18 protein-coding genes are annotated in these 18,625 nt (G+C 70.1%); 13 read left to right on the top strand and 5 right to left on the bottom strand.

Features of this window, described 5'->3' with window-relative positions; all coding sequences use genetic code 11:
* Positions 1–3 precede the first annotated feature (3 nt).
* Positions 4–786 (top strand): SDR family NAD(P)-dependent oxidoreductase, encoded by a 783-nt coding sequence (locus QTI20_RS07255; protein ID WP_219217146.1) that lies wholly within the window; start codon positions 4–6, stop codon positions 784–786.
* A gap of 4 nt (positions 787–790) precedes the next feature.
* On the opposite strand, the gene QTI20_RS07260 is transcribed toward QTI20_RS07255, so the two are convergent.
* From QTI20_RS07260 to QTI20_RS07270, 3 genes are all read right to left on the bottom strand, one after another.
* Entirely contained in the window at positions 791–1,561 is a 771-nt protein-coding gene (locus QTI20_RS07260) for an enoyl-CoA hydratase (protein ID WP_286548872.1), read from the bottom strand.
* Complete coding sequence (locus tag QTI20_RS07265; RefSeq protein ID WP_286548871.1) at positions 1,558–2,760, bottom strand: ABC transporter substrate-binding protein; 1,203 nt, start codon at positions 2,758–2,760, stop codon at positions 1,558–1,560. Before QTI20_RS07265 ends, QTI20_RS07260 begins: the two co-directional genes overlap by 4 nt.
* Positions 2,761–2,849: 89 nt before the next feature.
* Complete coding sequence (locus QTI20_RS07270; protein ID WP_286548869.1) at positions 2,850–3,548, bottom strand: TetR/AcrR family transcriptional regulator; 699 nt, start codon at positions 3,546–3,548, stop codon at positions 2,850–2,852.
* 141 nt (positions 3,549–3,689) lie between these two features.
* On the opposite strand from QTI20_RS07270, the gene QTI20_RS07275 reads away from it, so the two are divergent.
* From QTI20_RS07275 to QTI20_RS07295, 5 genes are all read left to right on the top strand, one after another.
* Positions 3,690–4,469 (top strand): SDR family NAD(P)-dependent oxidoreductase, encoded by a 780-nt coding sequence (locus QTI20_RS07275; RefSeq protein WP_286548858.1) that lies wholly within the window; start codon positions 3,690–3,692, stop codon positions 4,467–4,469.
* 30 nt (positions 4,470–4,499) lie between these two features.
* Positions 4,500–5,792, top strand: a complete 1,293-nt coding sequence (locus QTI20_RS07280; protein ID WP_286548856.1) for an acyl-CoA dehydrogenase family protein — start codon at positions 4,500–4,502, stop codon at positions 5,790–5,792.
* Positions 5,789–6,844 (top strand): phosphotransferase family protein, encoded by a 1,056-nt coding sequence (locus tag QTI20_RS07285; RefSeq protein WP_286548854.1) that lies wholly within the window; start codon positions 5,789–5,791, stop codon positions 6,842–6,844. Before QTI20_RS07280 ends, QTI20_RS07285 begins: the two co-directional genes overlap by 4 nt.
* An 11-nt stretch (positions 6,845–6,855) precedes the next feature.
* On the top strand, positions 6,856–7,635 hold the full coding sequence (locus tag QTI20_RS07290; protein ID WP_286548851.1) for an SDR family NAD(P)-dependent oxidoreductase: 780 nt from the start codon (positions 6,856–6,858) through the stop codon (positions 7,633–7,635).
* A gap of 127 nt (positions 7,636–7,762) precedes the next feature.
* Positions 7,763–8,920, top strand: a complete 1,158-nt coding sequence (locus QTI20_RS07295) for an acyl-CoA dehydrogenase family protein (RefSeq protein WP_286548849.1) — start codon at positions 7,763–7,765, stop codon at positions 8,918–8,920.
* Positions 8,921–9,009: 89 nt separating this feature from the next.
* Here the strand turns inward: QTI20_RS07295 and QTI20_RS07300 are convergent, their stop codons facing one another.
* Positions 9,010–10,203: an MFS transporter gene (locus QTI20_RS07300; protein WP_286548848.1), complete on the bottom strand. Its 1,194-nt coding sequence runs from the start codon at positions 10,201–10,203 to the stop codon at positions 9,010–9,012.
* Positions 10,204–10,285: 82 nt separating this feature from the next.
* On the opposite strand from QTI20_RS07300, the gene QTI20_RS07305 reads away from it, so the two are divergent.
* The gene (locus QTI20_RS07305) at positions 10,286–11,080 is read left to right on the top strand and encodes an AraC family transcriptional regulator (RefSeq protein WP_286548846.1); all 795 of its coding nucleotides are present in this window, start codon (positions 10,286–10,288) and stop codon (positions 11,078–11,080) included.
* A 19-nt stretch (positions 11,081–11,099) separates the two neighbouring features.
* Here QTI20_RS07305 and QTI20_RS07310 read toward each other — a convergent pair whose 3' ends face one another.
* A complete protein-coding gene (locus QTI20_RS07310) occupies positions 11,100–11,609 on the bottom strand; it encodes a MarR family winged helix-turn-helix transcriptional regulator (RefSeq protein WP_286548844.1) in 510 nt (169 codons plus the stop codon).
* A 134-nt stretch (positions 11,610–11,743) separates the two neighbouring features.
* Here QTI20_RS07310 and badH point away from each other — a divergent pair, with 134 nt between their 5' ends.
* From badH to QTI20_RS07340, 6 genes are all read left to right on the top strand, one after another.
* Positions 11,744–12,511 (top strand): 2-hydroxycyclohexanecarboxyl-CoA dehydrogenase, encoded by a 768-nt coding sequence (gene badH / locus QTI20_RS07315; RefSeq protein WP_286548843.1) that lies wholly within the window; start codon positions 11,744–11,746, stop codon positions 12,509–12,511.
* Between the two features lie 30 nt (positions 12,512–12,541).
* Positions 12,542–13,333 carry a 2-ketocyclohexanecarboxyl-CoA hydrolase gene (gene badI, locus QTI20_RS07320; RefSeq protein WP_286548841.1) on the top strand — a complete coding sequence of 264 codons (792 nt, stop codon included), beginning with the start codon at positions 12,542–12,544 and terminating at the stop codon, positions 13,331–13,333.
* Between the two features lie 22 nt (positions 13,334–13,355).
* Complete coding sequence (gene aliB, locus QTI20_RS07325) at positions 13,356–14,507, top strand: cyclohexanecarboxyl-CoA dehydrogenase (protein ID WP_286548840.1); 1,152 nt, start codon at positions 13,356–13,358, stop codon at positions 14,505–14,507.
* 45 nt (positions 14,508–14,552) lie between these two features.
* Positions 14,553–16,214 carry a cyclohexanecarboxylate-CoA ligase gene (gene aliA, locus QTI20_RS07330; RefSeq protein ID WP_286548839.1) on the top strand — a complete coding sequence of 554 codons (1,662 nt, stop codon included), beginning with the start codon at positions 14,553–14,555 and terminating at the stop codon, positions 16,212–16,214.
* 45 nt (positions 16,215–16,259) lie between these two features.
* Positions 16,260–17,270, top strand: a complete 1,011-nt coding sequence (locus tag QTI20_RS07335) for a Bug family tripartite tricarboxylate transporter substrate binding protein (protein ID WP_286548837.1) — start codon at positions 16,260–16,262, stop codon at positions 17,268–17,270.
* A gap of 120 nt (positions 17,271–17,390) precedes the next feature.
* A complete protein-coding gene (locus tag QTI20_RS07340; protein WP_286548836.1) occupies positions 17,391–18,569 on the top strand; it encodes an acetyl-CoA C-acetyltransferase in 1,179 nt (392 codons plus the stop codon).
* Positions 18,570–18,625 lie beyond the last annotated feature (56 nt).

The following is an 18,625-nucleotide window of genomic DNA, read 5'->3' on the forward strand; positions in this document are numbered from 1 at the left end:
TCGATGCAACTCGATTCCAGCATTGCCGCCGTCGTCACCGGCGGCGCCTCGGGCCTCGGCGCGGCCACCGCGCGGCGCCTGGCCAGCCACGGCGTGAAGGTCGCGCTGTTCGACCTCAACGAAGCGCAGGGCGAAGCCCTGGCGGCCGAGCTCGGCGGCGTGTTCTGCAAGGTCGACGTGACCTCCGACGAACAGGTCGACGCGGCCTTCGCCAAGGCGCGCGCGGCCCACGGCCAGGAACGCGTGCTGGTCAACTGCGCCGGCACCGGCAACGCGGTCAAGACCGCGAGCCGCGACAAGGCCTCGGGCGAGGTCAAGCACTTCCCGCTGGCCAACTTCGACCGCATCATCCAGATCAACCTGGTGGGCACCTTCCGCTGCATCGCCAAGTCGGCCGCCGGCATGCTCTCGCTGGCGCCGGGCGTGGACGGCGAGCGCGGCGCCATCGTCAACACCGCTTCGGTGGCGGCGCAGGACGGCCAGATGGGCCAGGCCGCCTACACCGCGTCGAAGGCCGGCATCGTCGGCATGACCCTGCCCATCGCGCGCGACCTGATGGGCGAGGGCATCCGCGTCAACACCATCCTGCCGGGCATCTTCAACACGCCCCTGCTGCAGGGCGCGCCCGACAACGTGAAGGAAGCGCTGGCCGCCTCGGTGCCTTTCCCCAAGCGCCTGGGCGACCCGGCCGAGTACGCGACGCTGGCCGAGCTGATGATCACCAACGGCTACTTCAACGGCGAGAGCGTGCGCCTGGACGGCGCGATCCGCATGGCGCCGCGCTGAGTCCTCAGCCGGCCTGCTGCCGCCCGCGCGCGCTCACGGACGCGCGGCGGGCCTCCAGCGCCTCGGGCTTCAGCTGCTCGGCCCAGCGCGCGCTGGCCTGCTGCTCCAGCCGCATGGCATCGTCGAAGGGCAGGCCGTAGCCCTCGTCGATCAGCCGCTTGTAGGGCGCGACGATCTCGGGCAGCGCGCCCGCGATGTCGGCCGCCAGGGCCAGCGCCTGCGCCATCAGGTCTTCCGGTGCCACGACCCGGTTGACCAGGCCCCAGCGCTCGGCCTGCTCGGCGCCGATGAAGTTGCCGCTGAAGGACAGCTCCTTGGCGCGGCCGATGCCGATCAGCCGGCTGAGCTTCTGCGACAGGCCCCAGCCCGGGATCACGCCCACGCGGCCGTGCGTGTCGGCGAAGCGGGCCGCGCTCGAGGCGATCAGCATGTCGCAGGCCAGGGCCAGCTCGAAACCGCCGGTGATGGCCGCGCCGTTGATCGCACCGATCACCGGGCGCGGAAAACGCGCCAGCGCCGTGACCGGGTCGTTGGCCGGCGAGGCGATGTCCAGCGCCTGCTGGCCCAGTTCGCGCAGGTCGAGCCCCGCGCAGAAGGCCTTGCCGGCGCCGGTGAGCACCAGCACGCGCACGCTCTCGTCCCGTGCCAGTTCGTCGAGCGTTCGCACCAGCGCCAGGCGCAGCGGGGTCGACAGCGCGTTCATCGCCTCGGGCCGGTTCAGCACGAGGCAGGCGCAGCCGGGTTGCGGCCGCGTGAGTTGCAGCAGCGCGCTCATGTGCCGTCGCCGATCGGTTCGCCCACCGGCACCCACTTGGCGCCGTCGAACTTCTGCAGCTGCATGCGACGGAAGCCGGTGTAGTCGTCGGGCTTGAAGCTCAGCGTCACGCCGGGCACCAGCATCGGCGCGGCGTAGTCGCGAAGGTTGGTCAGGCGCTTGAGCACTTCCTCGCGCGTGGGGTTCGGGCCGGCGGCGCGCAGCACGTGGACCATGGTGCTGTTGGCCACGTAGGCGTAGACGTTGCTCATGTTGCTGAGGTCGCCCTTGGGGTAGTACTTCTTCATCCAGGCCAGCCACTCGAGGTAGTCGGCGTCCTGGTGCCAGCGCGTGTCGGTCGGGTCCTTGATCACGGTGGCGGTCAGGATGCCCACCGACTTCTCGAGCCCGGCGTTGACCAGCGTGGGCGAGACGGCCGCCGAGATGTAGCTCAGGTAGATGGTGGGCTTCCAGCCCAGGTCGTGGATCTTGCGGATCGCCTGGCTGGTCTGCTTCGACAGCGAGCCCATCACCAGCGTGTCGACGCCCGCGGCGCGCAGCGCGACGATCTGCGAGTCGACCGTCGGGTCGGTGAGCTCGTAGCTCTGCTCCGCCACCATCAGTTTGGTGGCCTGCGCGCCCAGGCCGGCCTTGATGCCGCGCAGGTAGTCCTTGCCGAAGTCGTCGTTCTGGAACAGCACGCCGACCTTGGCGTTGGGCGTGTTGCGCAGGATGTGCGTGGCGTAGGCGCGCGACTCGGCGTAGTACGAGAGCAGGCCGGGCACGGTCCAGGGCGTCTTGTCGGGCGTCTGGAAAACGTGCGAGCCCGACATCACGAACAGCTGCGGCACCTTCTTGGCGTTGAGGTACTTCTGCACCGAGGCATTGGCCGCCGTGCCCTGCGAGGCGAACATCAGGAAGACCTGGTCCTGCTCGACCAGCTTGCGCGTCTGCTCGACGGTCTTCGAGGGCGTGAAGGCGTCGTCGAGCGCCATCAGCTTGAGCTTGCGGCCATGGATGCCGCCCTCGTCGTTGACCTTGGCGAAGTAGCCTTCGGTCGCGAAGCCCACGCTGCCGTAGGCCGAGGCCGGGCCGCTGAAGGGTTGGGTCGAGCCGATCAGGATCTCGGTCGCGGTGATGCCGGGCTCGGCCGCGTGCAGCGACGAACAGGCGAAGGCCGTGCCCGCCAGGGCAGCGATGAAATGGCGTCTGAAGTGCATGGGATCTGTCTCCGTCGTCCCGTCGAATGCGGGGCGTCGGCCAGTGTTCGCGCCGCGCGCCCGGGCGCGCATCGTCCAAAGCGACGAAATCAGCGCGGCTTGCGCGGGCGTGCCGGCGCCTTCGCGGCCGGGGTTCCCAGGGCCGCGCGCGTGGCGGCCGAGGCCGGTTCGCGCAGCAGGCCCTCGATGCTGTCGATGAAGTTCTCCTCGCTCGCCGGATGCGCCCAGAGCCGGTACCAGGTGCTGCCTTCGCCGGTCTGCTCGCGCGCCGACACGGCCGTGAACAGGTACAGCATCATCAGCCGCAGCCGCTGGTTGAACAGCTCGGTGGGCATGTCGGGCAGCAGCGCGCGCAGGTGGGCGATGCAGCGCCTGAAGCCCACATCGTGGCCGTCCACGCCTTCGAGGAAGACCGCGTGGTGCCGCACCAGCAGCGAGTTCATGAAGGGGATGTAGCCGGCGTCGTCGTCGGCGTCGGCCGGCGCATCGCCGCGCGGCCCCATGGGTTCGGCCAGCAGCTTCACGATGTCGCGCAGCGTGGGCGGCGTCGCCAGCGCCTCCAGCGCGTCGAGGCGCTGCAGCCGCCAGGCGTCGATGCGTTGCGCGCCGTCGGCCACCAGCTCCTGCACCAGCGCTTCCTTGCTGCCGAAGTGGTAGTGCAGCGAACCGCCGTTCTTCTGTCCGGCCGCGACCAGGATGTCGCGGACCGAGACGTTGTCGATGCCCTGGGCTGCGAACAGCTGCAGGGCGATCTGCTTGATGTGGGTGCGTGTGTCGATGCCGCGCATGGTGTGGATGGGATGAGTGTCGCCTGTCGCCCAGGTGGCAGCCGGCGCGCACACCCCGCATTGTCCGCGTTGACCGGGCCGGGCCGCGACGCTACATTGAAGCAATTAGGCCAGTGTTTTAATTTCACCGGAGACACCGACATGACGGAACAAGCAGCGCCCGCACCGGCGCCCCTGCGCTATGCGAGCGCGCTCGACTTCGGCGGCAAGACCGTGCTGGTGGTCGGCGGCTCGAGCGGCATCGGCAACGGCATCGCGCAGGCCTTCCGCGCGCTCGGTGCGCAGGTCCATGCCTGGGGCACGCGCGCGTCGGCCGCCGACTACGCGGACGAGGAGGGCAGCGATCTGGAAGGCCTGCACTACACGCCGCTCGACCTGGCCGACCAGGCCGCGATCGACGCCCACGTGCCGGCCTTCGAGCGGCTCGACGTGCTGGTGCTCGCGCAGGGCATCGTGGCCTACCGGCGCGCCGAGTTCGAGATGCCGGGCTTCGACCGCGTGCTGCGTGTGAACCTCGGCAGCCTCATGGGCTGCGCGCTCAAGTTCCACCCGATGCTGCGCGCGGCCGGCGGCGCGCTGATCACCGTGAGCTCGACCGCGGGCTTCCGATCGACGCGCGGCAACCCCGCGTACGCGGCCTCCAAGGCCGGCGCGGTGGGGCTCACGCGCACGCTGGGCGAGGCCTGGGCGGGCGAGGGCATCCGGGTCAACGGCATCGCGCCGGGACTGGTCGACACCAAGCTCACCAAGGTCACGACGGCCGTGCCCGCGCGGCGCGACGCGATGCTCTCGCGCATCCCGGCCGGCCGCTTCGGCCTGCCGCAGGACATGGCCGGCGCGGCGCTGTTCCTCGCCTCGCCGCTCGCGGCCTACATGACCGGCCAGACCCTCATCGTCGACGGCGGCCTCACGCTCGCCTGATACCGCACACACCCCACAGGAGACAAGAACATGGCATGGGATTTCGAGACCGACCCCGACTTCCAGCAGCAGCTGGACTGGATGAACGAATTCGTGCGCGCGCGCGTCGAGCCGCTGGCCGAGGTGCTGGGCAGCCCCTACGACGTGACCAACCCGCGCAATGTGCGGCTGGTGCGGCCGCTGCAGGCGGAGGTCAGGGCGCGCGGCCTCTGGGCCTGCCACCTCGGGCCCGAGCTGGGCGGCCAGGGCTTCGGCCAGGTCAAGCTGGGGCTGATGAACGAGATCCTGGGCCGCTCGATCTTCGCGCCCACGGTGTTCGGCACCCAGGCGCCCGACACCGGCAACGGCGAGATCCTCGCGCACTTCGGCACGCCCGAACAGAAGAAGCGCTGGCTCGAGCCGCTGCTGGCCAACGAGATCGTCTCCTGCTTCGCCATGACCGAGCCGCAGGGCGGCGCCGACCCGATGGTCTTCACCACGCGCGGCGTGCGCGACGCCGAAGGCTGGGTGCTCAACGGCGAGAAGTGGTTCGCCTCCAACGCGCGCTACGCGAGCTTCTTCATCGTGATGGCCGTCACCGATCCGGACGCGCCGCTGATCTCGCGCCAGTCGATGTTCATCGTGCCGGCCGGCACGCCCGGCGTGGAGATCGTGCGCGACGCGGGCATCGCCTCGGAAAAGATCCCCACCCACGCCTACCTGCGCTTCACCGATGTGCGGGTGCCGGCCGACCATGTGCTGGGCGGCGTCGGCCAGGCCTTCGTGGTGGCGCAGACCCGGCTGGGCGGCGGCCGCATCCACCATGCGATGCGTACCCTGGGCGAGGCCCGCATGCTGTTCGAGATGGCCTGCGAGCGCGTGGTGTCGCGCCAGACCAAGGGCGAGCCGCTGGCGAACAAGCAGATGGTGCAGGAGAAGATCGCCGACTGCTGGATCGAGCTCGAGCAGTTCCGCCTGCTGGTGCTGCGCACGGCCTGGCTGATCGACAAGCACAAGGACTACAAGCGCGTGCAGAAGGACATCGCGGCGGTCAAGGCCGCCATGCCCCGGCTGCTGCACGACATCGCCTCGCGGGCGCTGCACCTGCACGGCTCCATCGGCGTCTCCAGCGAGATGCCCTTCGTCAACAGCGTGGTCAATTCCTACTTCCTCGGCCTGGCCGACGGGCCGACCGAGGTGCACAAGGTGACGGTGGCGCGCCAGGTGCTGCGCGAGTTCACGCCCACGGACCAGCTGTTTCCGCACTACCACCTGCCGCGCGCCCACGAACGCGCATTGGCGCTGTACGGCGACGCGCTCGAAGACCTGCAGGGTGTGGTGTGAGCGAGACCTGGGAAGCGCTGGTGGACCTGCCGCGGCTCGCGCGGTGGATGGACGCGCAGGGCCTGGGCGAGGGCGCCATCGAGGCGCCGACGGTGCTGGCCGGCGGCACGCAGAACCTGCTGCTGCGCTTCGGCCGTGGCGGCCGCGACTACGTGCTGCGTCGGCCGCCGCTGCATCCGCGCGTCGACGGCAACGCCACCATGCGGCGCGAGATCCGCGTGCTGGGCGCGCTGGCCGGCAGCGAGGTGCCGCATCCGCCGCTGATCGCGGGCTGCACCGACACCGGGGTACTGGGCGCGGCCTTCTACCTGATGGAACCGGTCGCGGGCTTCAACGCCTGCGCCGGCCTGCCCGCGCCGCATGCGGGCGATCCCGCGCTGCGCCATGCGATGGGCCTGGCGATCGCCGACGGCGCGGCCGCGCTGGGCCGCGTCGTGCCCGCGGCCATCGGCCTGTCGGACCTGGGCCGGCTCGACGGCTTCCTCGAGCGCCAGGTGCCGCGCTGGCGGGCGCAGCTCACGGGCTATGCCGAGTTCGAGGGCTGGTCCGGCGCCGCGTCGCTGGGCGATGTCGATGCCGTGGGCCGCTGGCTCGAGGCGCACCGGCCCGCGTCCTTCGTGCCCGGCCTGATGCACGGCGACTACCACCTCGCGAACGTGATGTACCGCCACGACGGCCCGCAGCTGGCCGCCATCGTCGACTGGGAGCTGGCGGTGCAGGGCGATCCGCTGCTGGACCTGGGCTGGCTGCTCGCCACCTGGCCCGGTGCCGATGGCGGAGCCGTCGGGCCCGACGTGCCCCGGCCCTGGGCGGGTTTCCCGAAGGCCGACGAGCTGATCGAACGCTACGCGCAAGGCTCGCAACGCGACCTGTCGCAGCTGCACTGGTATGCGGTGCTGGCCTGCTACAAGCTCGCGATCCTGCTCGAAGGCAGCCATGCGCGCGCCTGCGCGGGCAAGGCCGACCGCGCGACCGGCGACCGGCTGCATGCGATGGCCCGCAAGCTCTTCGAGCGCGCGGCCGGATGGATCGATGCGCGCGCGCCGCGCTGAAGGAACAGAAGATGACAGACACACACAACGACCCGCGCAGCGTGCGCGATCGCGCCGTGCTCGTGACCGGCGCGGCCGGCGGCATGGGCGAGGCGGCGGCGCGCCTGTTCGCGCAGCAGGGCGCGCGCGTGGCGCTGGCCGACATCCGCGGCGAGGCGGTGGAGGCCGTGGCCGCATCGATCCGCGACCAGGGCGGACAGGCCCGGGCCTTCGTGCTCGATGTGGCCGACGGCGCGGCGGTCGCGCGCGTGGTCGAAGCTGCGGCACAACACTGGGGCGCGCTCGACATCCTGGTGAGCAACGCCGGCATCTCGGTGCAGTGCGCGCTCGACGACCCCGGCTACGACCTGCGCTGGCTGCGCGGATTGGACGTGCTGCTGACCTCGCAGCAGCGCATCGTGCGCGCCGCGCTGCCCTGGCTGCGCCGTTCCGACGCGCCGCGCATCGTGACCGTGGCCTCGACCGAGGCGCTGGGCGCGAGCGCGGGCCACAGCGCCTACGCGGCCGCCAAGTCCGGCGTGGCCGGCTTCACGCGCGCGCTGGCGGTGGAGTTGGGCCGCGAGGGCATCACGGTCAACTGCATCTGCCCGGGCCCGATCGAGACCGGCATGACGGCCGGCATCGCCGACGCGCACAAGCGCACCTTCGCGCGCCGCCGCACCGCGCTGGGTCGCTATGGCCGGCCCGAAGAGGTGGCGCACATGATGCTGAGCCTGTGCCTGCCCGCGGCGTCGTACCTCACGGGGGCGGTGATTCCGGTCGACGGCGGCCTGATGGCGCGCAACGCATGACGAAAGTGCAGTTCCGGTCGCGTTGGTGACCGGAATTGCGAGGCGCATGCCGACAATCGGATGCACTCTGGTGGCCCTTCGGGCCGCCCCCTCTGATCGAACACACGACAACGAAAACGAAGACCGAATGGATTTCAGCCTGTCTCCCGCGCAGTTGGATCTGCAGCAGCGCACCCGCCGCTTCATCGCCGATGAAGTGATCCCCCTGGAGTCGGACCCGCGCCAGGGTTCGCACGGCCCCAGCGAAGAATTGCGCAACGAACTCGTCGCGCGCGCCCGCCGCCACGGCCTGCTCACGCCGCACGCCTCGAAGGCGCACGGCGGGCTCGGCCTGTCGCACGTCGACAAGGCCATCGTGTTCGAGGAAGCCGGCTACTCGCCGCTGGGCCCGGTCGCGCTCAACATCCACGCGCCCGACGAGGGCAACGTGCACCTGATGGAGGAGGTCGCGACCGCCGCGCAGAAGGCGCGCTGGCTGCAGCCGCTGATCGACGGCCATGTGCGCTCCTGCTTCTGCATGACCGAGCCGCCGCCGGGCGCGGGTTCCGACCCGTCGATGATGCAGACGCTGGCCGTGCGCGATGGCGAGCACTACGTCATCACCGGCCGCAAGTGGTTCATCACCGGCGCCACCGGCGCGGGCTTCGCGATCATCATGGCGCGCATGGAGGATGGCTCGTCGACCATGTTCCTGGCCGACATGGACCAGCCCGAGATCGTGATCGAGCGCCAGATCGACGCGCTCGACAGCTGCTTCACCGGCGGCCATGGCGTGGTGCGCTTCGACGGCCTGCGCGTGCCGGCCGAGGACGTGCTGGGCACGATCGGCGAGGGCTTCCGCTACGCGCAGGTGCGGCTCGCGCCCGCGCGCCTCACCCACTGCATGCGCTGGCTGGGCCAGGCGCGCCGCGCGCACGAGGTGGCCAGCGACTACGCGCGCAAGCGCCAGGCCTTCGGCCAGCCGCTGATCGAGCACGAGGGCGTGGGCTTCATGCTGGCCGACAACGAGATGGACCTGCACAGTGCGCGCCTGGCCATCTGGCATTGCGCCTGGGTGCTCGACCAGGGCCAGAAGGGCCGCCACGAATCCAGCCTCACCAAGGTGCTGTGCTCCGAGGCCGAATGGCGCGTGGTCGACCGCTCGGTGCAGATCCTGGGCGCCAGCGGCGTGTCCGACGAGACCATCGTGGCGCGCATCTTCAAGGACATCCGCGCCTTCCGGATCTACGACGGCCCGTCGGAAGTGCACCGCTGGAGCATGGCGAAGCGGATCTCGCGGCTCTGAGCGGCCGGGGGGCTTGGGCCTGTGCGGAGGCGGCACACCACGCGGGAGGCCGCCTGACCAGGCAGGGCTCGGCGAACCCACAAGCCTCTTCACGCTCCCGCTTCGCCAGCCACATGCAGGTTCCTGCCCGCCAGCATGCCGATGAAGGCGGCGGCCAGGGCCAAGCCGGCGCAGAGCAGCAGCGGCACGCGCCAGCCGCCCAGCACGTCGTGCAGAAAGCCCATCGCCATCGGCCCCGTCGCGGCCAGCACATAGCCCACGCTCTGCGCCATGCCCGAGAGGGACGCCGTCTCCTGGGGGTGCCGGGTGCGCAAGCCGATGAACGCGAGGCCCAGGATGAAATGGGCGCCGGCGCCGAGCCCGAAGAGCATGGCCCAGACGAAGGCGTAGTCGGGCGCGGCCTGGATGCCGATCAGCGCGATGCCGGAAAGCGCGGCCACCGAGGCCGCGGCGAGTCGCTGATCGCGCATGCGACGCAGCACCGGCGCGAGCAGCACTCCGGGCACGGCGCTGGCCAGTTGCATCACGCCATGCAGCGAGCCGGCCTGCGCGGGCGACAACCCAGCATCGGCGAGGATGGTCGGAAGCCAGCCGATGACCACGTAGTAGATGGTCGAGTTCAGGCCCAGGTAGAGGGTCACCTGCCAGGCCAATGCGGAGTGCCACACCGCACCGCCATGGGGAGGTGTCGCGGTGCCGGCCGCAGGCCGGGTGCGCGCCGCGAGCTGCGGCAGCCAGACCGCCAGCGCGGCCAGGGGCAGCACCAGGAAGGCCAGCAGCGCGGATTTCCAGCCCCAGGCCGCTGCGAGCGGCGCGACCACGGCGGATGCCAGCGCCGCCACGATGCCCATCGCCAGGGCGAAGGCCCCGGTGACCGTGGCGATGCCGTGCGGGAAGTCGCGCTTCACCAGGCTGGGCAGCAGCACATTGCCCACGGCAATGCCCATGCCGATGACCCACGTACCGACATAGAGCGCCCACGCGGTGCCGCTCGACCGGAGGGCGATGCCGATGGCAACGATGGCCATGGCGCCGAAAAGGGCGCGCTCCAGCCCGTACTCCCGGGCGAAGCCGGCGCTGAACGGGGAGAGCAACGCGAAGGCCAGCAGCGGCAGGGTGGTCAGCGCGCCAGCGGCCGTGGTGCCCAGGCCCAGGTCGGCGCGAATGAAGCCCAGGATGGGGGGCAGGCCGGTCACCGGCGCGCGCAGGTTGGCAGCGATCAAAAGGATGCCGATGAAGAGCGCTGTGCGCGTCATCGTCCGGCGGTCGGTCAGTGTCGTCATGTCTTTCCTCAGGTTGAGCGACAAATTTAGGAGGGAGTCGTTCGGACCTGATAGAGAAGGAAAGACAATGTGTCGCTAAAACATGCCACACCTTGGTCCGCTCTCCCTTGCCCTGCGCGGCCGCGATCCCGATACGGACGCGCGGCCGGTGGCGGCGCTGCACCTGGCGCTCGACGAGCGCGACGTGGAGCAGCCGGTGCATTTCCACCGCAAGGGGCAACTGGTGCTGGCCCTGCACGGCGGCGTGACGTGCGAGGTGCCGAAGGCCATGTGGATGGTGCCGCCGCACCACGCGGTGTGGATTCCGGGCGGTGTGCCGCACAGCAACCGGGCCACCAGCAACGCCGAGATCTATTTCCTCTTCGTCGAGCCCGGCGCGGCGGACATGCCGACGGCGTGCTGCACGCTGGCGATCAGCCCGCTGGTACGGGAGCTCATCAAGCACCTGGCCATGCTGGGGCCGGACTACCCTGACGACGGACCCACCGCGCGCCTGGTGGCGGTCCTGCTGGAGCACCTGGTGCTCGCTCCCGTCGAGCAGCTCCATCTGCCCGTCTCGGGGCATCCGAAACTGCGTCGTATCGCAGATGCCTTGGCGCAGGACCCTGCCGACAGAAGGACCTTGGCCGACTGGGCAGGCCGGCTGGCGGTGAGCGAAAGGACACTGGCCCGCCTGGTGCTTCGCGAGACGGGACTGAGCTTCGGGCGATGGCGCCAGCAGTTCCACCTGATCGTGGCCCTGCGGCAGCTCTCCGAGGGCGCCAGCGTGCAACAGGTCGCGGGCAGCCTCGGCTACGAGTCGGTGACCGCCTTCATCACGATGTTCAGGAAAGCGCTGGGCGAGCCGCCGGCTCGGTACTTCTCGAAGCTTCGCTGAGACGCCACCCGGCGGCGCATCACGCCGCCGCTTCTTCCGCGCCGCCCTGCGCGTTGTCCACCCGCTGCATGTTCTCCAGGATCTTCAGCAGGTAGTGCAGGGTATGGGTGACGTCGTTCACCGAAAACCCCTCGAGCACCTCGTCGTAGTAGGCGTAGATCTTCGGCTGCGCCTCGACCACCCACACATGCTGTCCCGACGCGGTCATCGTGACCAGGCGTGAGCGCCGGTCGCGGCTGTCGGGGGCGGTCTTCACATGGCCGTCGCGCTCCATGCGGCTGACCAGGCCCGACAGGTTCTGGCGGCTGACCTTCAGGTAGCGCGCCAGGTCCCCCACGCTCATTCCCCCCTCGGCCTCGTCCCTCGACAGGGCGCCGAGCACCGCCCATTGCTGTGTCGTCAGGCCCTCGGCTTCGACCGCGCGGCTGCCGGTTTTGTGCAACATGTTTGCGCATTGATACAGACGGAAGAACACCCGGTTGGCCAGCGCCATGCGCGCTGCATCGGTGTTTTCACTAGGTTTGACCATTATTTCTCTTTCGGAAAGGCTTGCGCGGTGCTTCGTTGGATCAGCATAATGCGTCAATGTATTGACATAAATATCCAGGGCGAGACGCCGAGTCGCCCAACGATATCGCAAGCCCCGTATCCAAGGAGAACCTGATGCAACGATTCCAAGACAAGACAGTCCTCGTCACCGGCGGTGGCGGCGGCATCGGCGGTGCCACCTGCCGCCGCTTCGCCCGCGAAGGCGCCCGCGTGGCGGTGTTCGACATGAACCTCGAGGCCGCCGAGACCGTGGCCGCGCAGGTCCGCGCCGACGGCGGCCAGGCGCAGGCCTTCCGCTGCGACATCACCGACCGCGTCGCCGTGGATGCGGCCGTGGCGGATGTGCAGTCGCGCTTCGGCCCCATCGACGTGCTGGTCAACAACGCCGGCTGGGACGTGTTCAAGCCCTTCACCAAGACCGAGCCCGCGCAATGGGACAAGCTCATCGCGATCAACCTGACAGGCGCGCTGCACATGCACCACGCGGTGCTGCCCGGCATGGCCGCGCGCAAGGCCGGGCGCATCGTGAACATCGCATCGGACGCGGCGCGCGTCGGCTCTTCCGGCGAAGCGGTGTATGCGGCCTGCAAGGGCGGGCTGGTGGCGTTCTCCAAGACCATCGCGCGCGAGCATGCGCGCCACGGCATCACCGTGAACGTGGTGTGCCCGGGGCCGACCGACACCGCGCTGTTCGCGGACTACAAGCAGGGCGCGGGCAACCCCGAGAAGCTGATGGAAGCCTTCACGCGTTCCATCCCGCTGGGCCGCATCGGCCAGCCCGACGACCTGCCGGGCGCCATTCTTTTCTTCGCCAGCGACGACGCGGCCTTCGTGACCGGGCAGGTGCTCAGCGTCTCGGGCGGCCTGACGATGAACGGCTGACATCCCTTCGACACACCCCAGGAGACACCCATGGCATCCACCGAATTCGAAGACATCCTCTACGACGTGCGCAACGGCGTGGCCTGGATCACCATCAACCGCCCCGAGAAGATGAACGCCTTCCGAGGCCAGACTTGCGACGAGCTCATCCGCGCGCTGAACCGCGCGGGCTACGACCGCGCGGTGGGCGCCATCGTTCTGGCCGGCGCGGGCGAGAAGGCTTTCTGCACCGGCGGCGACCAGTCCGCGCACGACGGCAACTACGACGGCCGCGGCACCATCGGCCTGCCGATGGAGGAACTGCACGACGCCATCCGCAACGTGCCCAAGCCGGTCATCGCACGGGTGCAGGGCTTCGCCATCGGCGGCGGCAACGTGCTGTGCACCATCTGCGACCTGACCATCGCGTCCGAGAAGGCCATCTTCGGCCAGGTCGGCCCGAAGATGGGCTCGGTCGATCCGGGCTACGGCACGGCCTTCCTGGCGCGCGTGGTGGGCGAGAAGAAGGCGCGCGAGATCTGGTACCTCAACCGCCGCTACAGCGGCGCCGAGGCCGTGGCCATGGGCCTGGCCAACGCGGTGGTGCCGCACGAGCAGCTCGACGCCGAGGTGCAGAAGTGGGCCGAGGAGATCTGCGAGCGCAGCCCGACGGCCATCGCCATCGCCAAGCGCAGCTTCAACGCCGACACCGCGCACCAGGCCGGCATCGCGGGCCTGGGCATGTACGCGCTCAAGCTGTACTACGACACCGAGGAATCGCGCGAAGGCGTGAAGGCCTTGCAGGAACGGCGCAAGCCCGAGTTCCGCAAGTACGCCAAGTAGCCGCGCGCGAAGGAGCAACGCGATGAACCCCTACATCGACGACGACCTCGCCACGTTGGCCGAGCATGCGCGCCGCTTCGCCACCGGCCGTGTGGCGCCCGGTTTCCTGGAGCGCGACGACACCCGCGTGCTCGACCGCACGCTGATGCGCGAGATGGGCGAGATGGGTTTCATCGCGCCGGAGCTGGCGGAAGCACACGGCGGGCAGGGCATGGGCTGCCTCGCGGCGGGCGTGATCCACGAGGAAATCGCGCGGGCCGACCTGAGCCTGAGCTACATCAATTTGCTGGCCTCGCTCAACGGGCAGATCCTGGCAGCGCACGGAAGACCCGAGGTCGTCGCGCCATGGCTGAAGAAGCTCACGCGCGGCGAGGCGCTGCTCGCCATCGCGCTGACCGAACCGCGCGGCGGCTCGGACGCGGCCAACCTGCGGCTGCGCGTCGAGCGCATCGGCGACGCGTACGTCATCAACGGCGAGAAGACCTCCATCTCCGCGGCCGACCAGGCCGATGCGGTGGTGGTCTTCGGCCGCACCGGCTCGGTGGAGTCGCAGGCGCACGGCGTGACCGCGCTGCTGGTGCCCACCGATGTGCCCGGCCTCACGCGCAACCGCTTCGACTGCCATGGCCAGCGCGCCATCGGCCGGGGCTCGCTGTTCTTCGAGAACGTGCGCGTGCCCGTCGACCACCGCCTGGGTGACGAAAACAAGGGCTTCGTGCAGGTGATGCAGGGCTTCGACTTCTCGCGCGCGCTCATCGGCCTGCAGGTGCTGGCGGTGGCAGGCGTGGCACTGGAGGAAGCCTGGGACTACGTGGCGCAGCGCGAGGCCTTCGGCAAGCCGCTGTCGGCCTTCCAGGGCGTGTCGCATCCGCTCGCGGAGTTCGCCACCCAGATCGAGGCCGCGCGACTGCTGTGCCTGCAGACCCTGTGGCTCAAGGACCGCGGCGCACCGCACACGGCCGAGGCCGCCATGTGCAAGTGGTGGGCGCCCAAGCTGGCCTACGACGCCATCCACCAGTGCCTGCTGATGTTCGGCCATGGCGGCTACGACCGCGGGCCGATGGAGCAGCGCCTGCGCGACGTGCTGGGCTTCCAGATCGGCGACGGCACGGCCCAGATCATGAAGACCATCGTCGCGCGCACACGGGCCGGGCGCGAGGCGGTGCCTGCCTGAGTTTTGCTGTCGGCCGGTTCACACAACAAGAGGAGACAAGACATCATGGAATTCGACGCTGTACTGCTGCCCCCGCGCCGCGCGCGCATGGTGGCCCAGGGGCTGTGGCACGACCGCACCATCAACGATGCGCTGGACGCGTGCATCGCGTGCAGCCCCGACAAGCTGGCGCTCACGGCCTTGCGGCTGGAGGAGGGCAGCACCACGCGCTTCACCTACCGCGAACTGGGCCGCATGGCGGATCGCATCGCCGTCGGCCTCGCACGCCTGGGTGTCGGCCGCAACGACGTGGTGGCCTGCCAGCTGCCCAACTGGTGGCAGTTCACGTTGACCTACCTGGCGTGCTCGCGCATCGGCGCGGTGATGAACCCGCTGATGCACATCTTCCGCGAGCGCGAGCTGTCCTTCATGCTCAGGCATGGTGCGGCCAAGGTGCTGATCGTGCCGTCACGCTTTCGCGGCTTCGACTTCGAGCAGATGGCCAATGGCCTGAAGGCCGACCTGCCCGAGCTGGCGCAGGTGGTGGTGGTCGGTGGCGGCGGCGCCAACAGTTTCGATGCGCTGCTGAGCGGTCCCGAATGGGAACGCGAAGCCGACGCGGCGTCGATCCTGCATCGCAGCCGCCCCGGCCCGGACGATGTCACCCAGCTGATCTACACCTCCGGCACCACCGGCGAGCCCAAGGGCGTGATGCACTCGGCCAACACCACCCTGGCCAACATCGTGCCGTATGCTCAGCGGCTCGGCCTGGGCGCCGACGCCGTGGTGCTCATGGCCTCGCCCATGGCGCACCAGACCGGCTTCATGTACGGCCTGATGATGCCCATCATCCTCGGCGCGTCGACCGTGCTGCAGGACATCTGGGAGCCGCGGCAGGCCATTGCCGCCATCAACGCCGAGGGCGTGAGCTTCACCATGGCGTCCACGCCCTTCCTCTCCGACCTGGCGAAGACCGTGGCCGAGTCGGGCGCTGCCGTGCCCACGCTGCGCGTGTTCCTCTGCGCGGGCGCGCCCATTCCCGGCCCGCTGGTCGAGCAGGCCCGCCAGGCGCTGGGCGCCAAGATCGTCTCGGCCTGGGGCATGAGCGAGAACGGCGCGGTCACGCTCACGCAACTCGGCGACGACGACGAGCGCTCCATCCAGACCGACGGCTGCCCGCTGCCCGGCGTGGAGATCCGGGTGGTCGATGTCGACGGCCACACGCTGCCCGCGGGCGAGGTCGGCAAGCTGATGCTGCGCGCCTGCTCCAATTTCGGCGGCTACCTGAAGCGCCCGCATCTGAACGCCACCGACGCGGACGACTGGTTCGACACCGGCGACCTCGCGCGCATCGACGCGCGCGGCTACGTGCGCATCGCGGGCCGCACCAAGGACGTGATCATCCGCGGCGGCGAGAACATTCCGGTGGTCGAGATCGAGTCGCTGCTGTACCGCCACCCCGACATCGCCATGGCGGCCATCGTGGCCTACCCCGACGAGCGGCTGGGCGAGCGCGCCTGCGCGGTGGTCGTGCCCAAGCCGGGGCGCAGTGTCGACCTGCCGTCGATCTTCGACTTCCTCAAGGCGCAGAAGGTGGCCGTGCAGTACATCCCGGAGCGCCTGATCGTGCGCGAGTCGATGCCCTCGACGCCCTCCGGAAAGATCCAGAAATTCAAGCTGCGCGACCTGCTGCGCGCGGATGAATCGGGCGGCGCGGGCTCGGCCTGAAGTCGCCTGGGTGTTTCGACGAACAACGACAACGGAGACAGAGACATGCCTTTGAAGACTTCATTCGTGCGCCTGCGCACGCTGGCCCTCGCAGGTGGCGCAGCCTTGGCTGTGGCGGCCGGCGCGCAGACCGCCGCACCGGCACCATCGGTTTCGGCCGGCGCGTGGCCCGCCAAGCCCATCCGCGTGGTGGTCGGCTTCGCGCCCGGTGGCAGCACCGACGTGATGGCGCGCATCCTCGCGCAGTCGCTCTCGGAGTCGCTGGGCCAGACGGTGCTGATCGACAACAAGCCCGGCGCCAGCGGGAACATCTCGGCCGCCGAGGTGGCGCGGGCAGTGCCCGACGGCCACACCTTCCTGATCGCGCCGACCTCGGTGGAAACCGCCAATCCCTCGCTCTTCAAGTCGACGCTGCTGCCCTCGCGCGACCTCACGCCGGTGGCCACCGTCGGTCGCACCCAGATGTACCTGGTCGCCAAGCCGCAGTTGCCCGCCAGGGACGTGCGCGAACTGGTCGCGTTGACCCAGGGCAAGCCCGGTTCCTTCTCCTATGCCTCGGCCGGCACGGGCACGCCGCCGCACCTGGCCTGCGAACTGTTCAAGCAGGCCACGGGCGCCGATGTGCAACACGTGCCGTACCGCGGTGCCGCGCCCGCGCTGCAGGACGTGCTCTCGGGCCAGGCCGACTTCGTGTGCGACCCCGGCATCGCCTTTCCGCACATCCGCACCGGCAAGGCCAGGCTGCTGGGCATCGTGAGCGCCAAGCGCTCGCCCTTCTTCCCGGACGTGCCCACCGTGGCGGAGCAGGGCTTTCCCGGCGCCAACCTCGACATCTGGTTCGGCCTGTGGGCGCCCAACGGAACGCCGCCCGAAGTGCTGGCGCGCATGAACGGCGAGCTGGCCAAGGCGCTGGCGCTGCCGTCGGTGAAGTCGCGCTACGCCGACCTGGGCGCGGAGCCGGTGGCGATGAGCACGCCCGAATTCCGCAAGCTGCTGGCCGAAGAAGGGGCGGTGCTGTCGGCGCTGATCGCGAAGCAGAAGATCGTGGTCGATTGAGCGTGCGCGGGGAGGGCGCCCCCCGGGCCCGGTGGCCGAAAATCGTCCGTTCCGACGACGCTCCGTATCGGCGTGGCGCCAACAATTCTCCGAACCCCTGACACCACCGGAGAACCCCTCATGCCCGAAGCCTATATCGTCGCCGCCGCCCGCACCGCCGGTGGCCGCCGCAACGGCCGCCTTGCCGGCTGGCATCCCGCCGACCTGGCCGCCCAGGTGCTCGATGCGCTGATCGCGCGCGCCGACGCCGATCCGGCGCTGATCGAGGACGTGATCATGGGCTGCGTCGGCCAGGCCGGCGAGCAGTCCAACAACATCGCGCGCAACGCGGTCATGGCGTCGCGCCTGCCCGAGTCGGTGCCGGCCACCTCGGTCGACCGCCAGTGCGGCTCCTCCCAGCAGGCGCTGCACTTCGCGGCCCAGGCCGTGATGTCGGGCGCGATGGACATCGTGATCGCGGCCGGCGTGGAAAGCATGACCCGCGTGCCCATGGGCACGCCCAGCATCCTGCCCTACAAGAACGGCCTCGGCAGCTATGTGAGCCCTGGCATGGCGGCGCGCTACCCCGGCGTGGAATTCAGCCAGTTCACCGGCGCCGAGCAGATCGCCGTCAAGTACGGCCTGTCGAAGGAGCAGCTCGACGCCTACGCGCTGCACAGCCACCGGAACGCCATCGCCGCCACCCGCGGCGGGCATTTCACCGACGAGATCGTGCCGGTCGCGGTGCGCCTGGCCGACGGCAGCGAGACCGGCGAGATGCACACCACCGACGAAGGCATCCGCTACGAAGCGACGCTGGAGAGCATCGCGGGCGTCAAGCTGATCGCCGAGGGCGGCCGCTGCACCGCGGCCACCGCCAGCCAGATCTGCGACGGCGCGGCCGGCCTGCTGGTGGTCAACGAGCGCGGCCTGAAGACGCTGGGCGTCAAGCCGCTGGCGCGCGTGCACCACATGACCGTGATCGGCCACGACCCGGTGATCATGCTCGAGGCGCCGATCCCCGCCACGCAGCGCGCGCTGCAGAAGGCCGGCATGAAGATCGACGACATCGACCTCTACGAGGTCAACGAGGCCTTCGCCCCGGTGCCGCTGGCCTGGCTGCAGACGCTGGGCGCCGACCCGGCCCGCCTCAACGTGCACGGCGGCGCGATCGCGCTGGGCCACCCGCTGGGCGGCTCGGGCGCCAAGCTCATGACCACGCTGGTCCATGCGCTGGGCCAGCGCGGCAAGCGCTACGGGCTGCAGACGATGTGCGAGGGCGGCGGGCTGGCGAACGTCACGATTCTCGAGCGGCTCTAATCCGCGGCGCCCGCCAGGCGGGCGGCTTCTGGCGACCGCGTGGGCGGCGCCTTTCA

Origin of the sequence: Variovorax sp. J2P1-31 (assembly GCF_030317215.1) — a bacterium.
In the GTDB taxonomy this organism is placed as follows: domain Bacteria; phylum Pseudomonadota; class Gammaproteobacteria; order Burkholderiales; family Burkholderiaceae_C; genus Variovorax.

What these genes read in the sequence shown, in the direction of transcription:
- QTI20_RS07255 (WP_219217146.1), top strand. Translation starts at nt 4, where the DNA reads ATGCAACTCGATTCCAGCATTGCCGCCGTCGTCACCGGCGGCGCCTCG.
- QTI20_RS07260 (WP_286548872.1), bottom strand. Translation starts at nt 1,561, where the DNA reads ATGAGCGCGCTGCTGCAACTCACGCGGCCGCAACCCGGCTGCGCCTGC.
- QTI20_RS07265 (WP_286548871.1), bottom strand. Translation starts at nt 2,760, where the DNA reads ATGCACTTCAGACGCCATTTCATCGCTGCCCTGGCGGGCACGGCCTTC.
- QTI20_RS07270 (WP_286548869.1), bottom strand. Translation starts at nt 3,548, where the DNA reads ATGCGCGGCATCGACACACGCACCCACATCAAGCAGATCGCCCTGCAG.
- QTI20_RS07275 (WP_286548858.1), top strand. Translation starts at nt 3,690, where the DNA reads ATGACGGAACAAGCAGCGCCCGCACCGGCGCCCCTGCGCTATGCGAGC.
- QTI20_RS07280 (WP_286548856.1), top strand. Translation starts at nt 4,500, where the DNA reads ATGGCATGGGATTTCGAGACCGACCCCGACTTCCAGCAGCAGCTGGAC.
- QTI20_RS07290 (WP_286548851.1), top strand. Translation starts at nt 6,856, where the DNA reads ATGACAGACACACACAACGACCCGCGCAGCGTGCGCGATCGCGCCGTG.
- QTI20_RS07295 (WP_286548849.1), top strand. Translation starts at nt 7,763, where the DNA reads ATGGATTTCAGCCTGTCTCCCGCGCAGTTGGATCTGCAGCAGCGCACC.
- QTI20_RS07300 (WP_286548848.1), bottom strand. Translation starts at nt 10,203, where the DNA reads ATGACGACACTGACCGACCGCCGGACGATGACGCGCACAGCGCTCTTC.
- QTI20_RS07305 (WP_286548846.1), top strand. Translation starts at nt 10,286, where the DNA reads ATGCCACACCTTGGTCCGCTCTCCCTTGCCCTGCGCGGCCGCGATCCC.
- QTI20_RS07310 (WP_286548844.1), bottom strand. Translation starts at nt 11,609, where the DNA reads ATGGTCAAACCTAGTGAAAACACCGATGCAGCGCGCATGGCGCTGGCC.
- badH (WP_286548843.1), top strand. Translation starts at nt 11,744, where the DNA reads ATGCAACGATTCCAAGACAAGACAGTCCTCGTCACCGGCGGTGGCGGC.
- badI (WP_286548841.1), top strand. Translation starts at nt 12,542, where the DNA reads ATGGCATCCACCGAATTCGAAGACATCCTCTACGACGTGCGCAACGGC.
- aliB (WP_286548840.1), top strand. Translation starts at nt 13,356, where the DNA reads ATGAACCCCTACATCGACGACGACCTCGCCACGTTGGCCGAGCATGCG.
- aliA (WP_286548839.1), top strand. Translation starts at nt 14,553, where the DNA reads ATGGAATTCGACGCTGTACTGCTGCCCCCGCGCCGCGCGCGCATGGTG.
- QTI20_RS07335 (WP_286548837.1), top strand. Translation starts at nt 16,260, where the DNA reads ATGCCTTTGAAGACTTCATTCGTGCGCCTGCGCACGCTGGCCCTCGCA.
- QTI20_RS07340 (WP_286548836.1), top strand. Translation starts at nt 17,391, where the DNA reads ATGCCCGAAGCCTATATCGTCGCCGCCGCCCGCACCGCCGGTGGCCGC.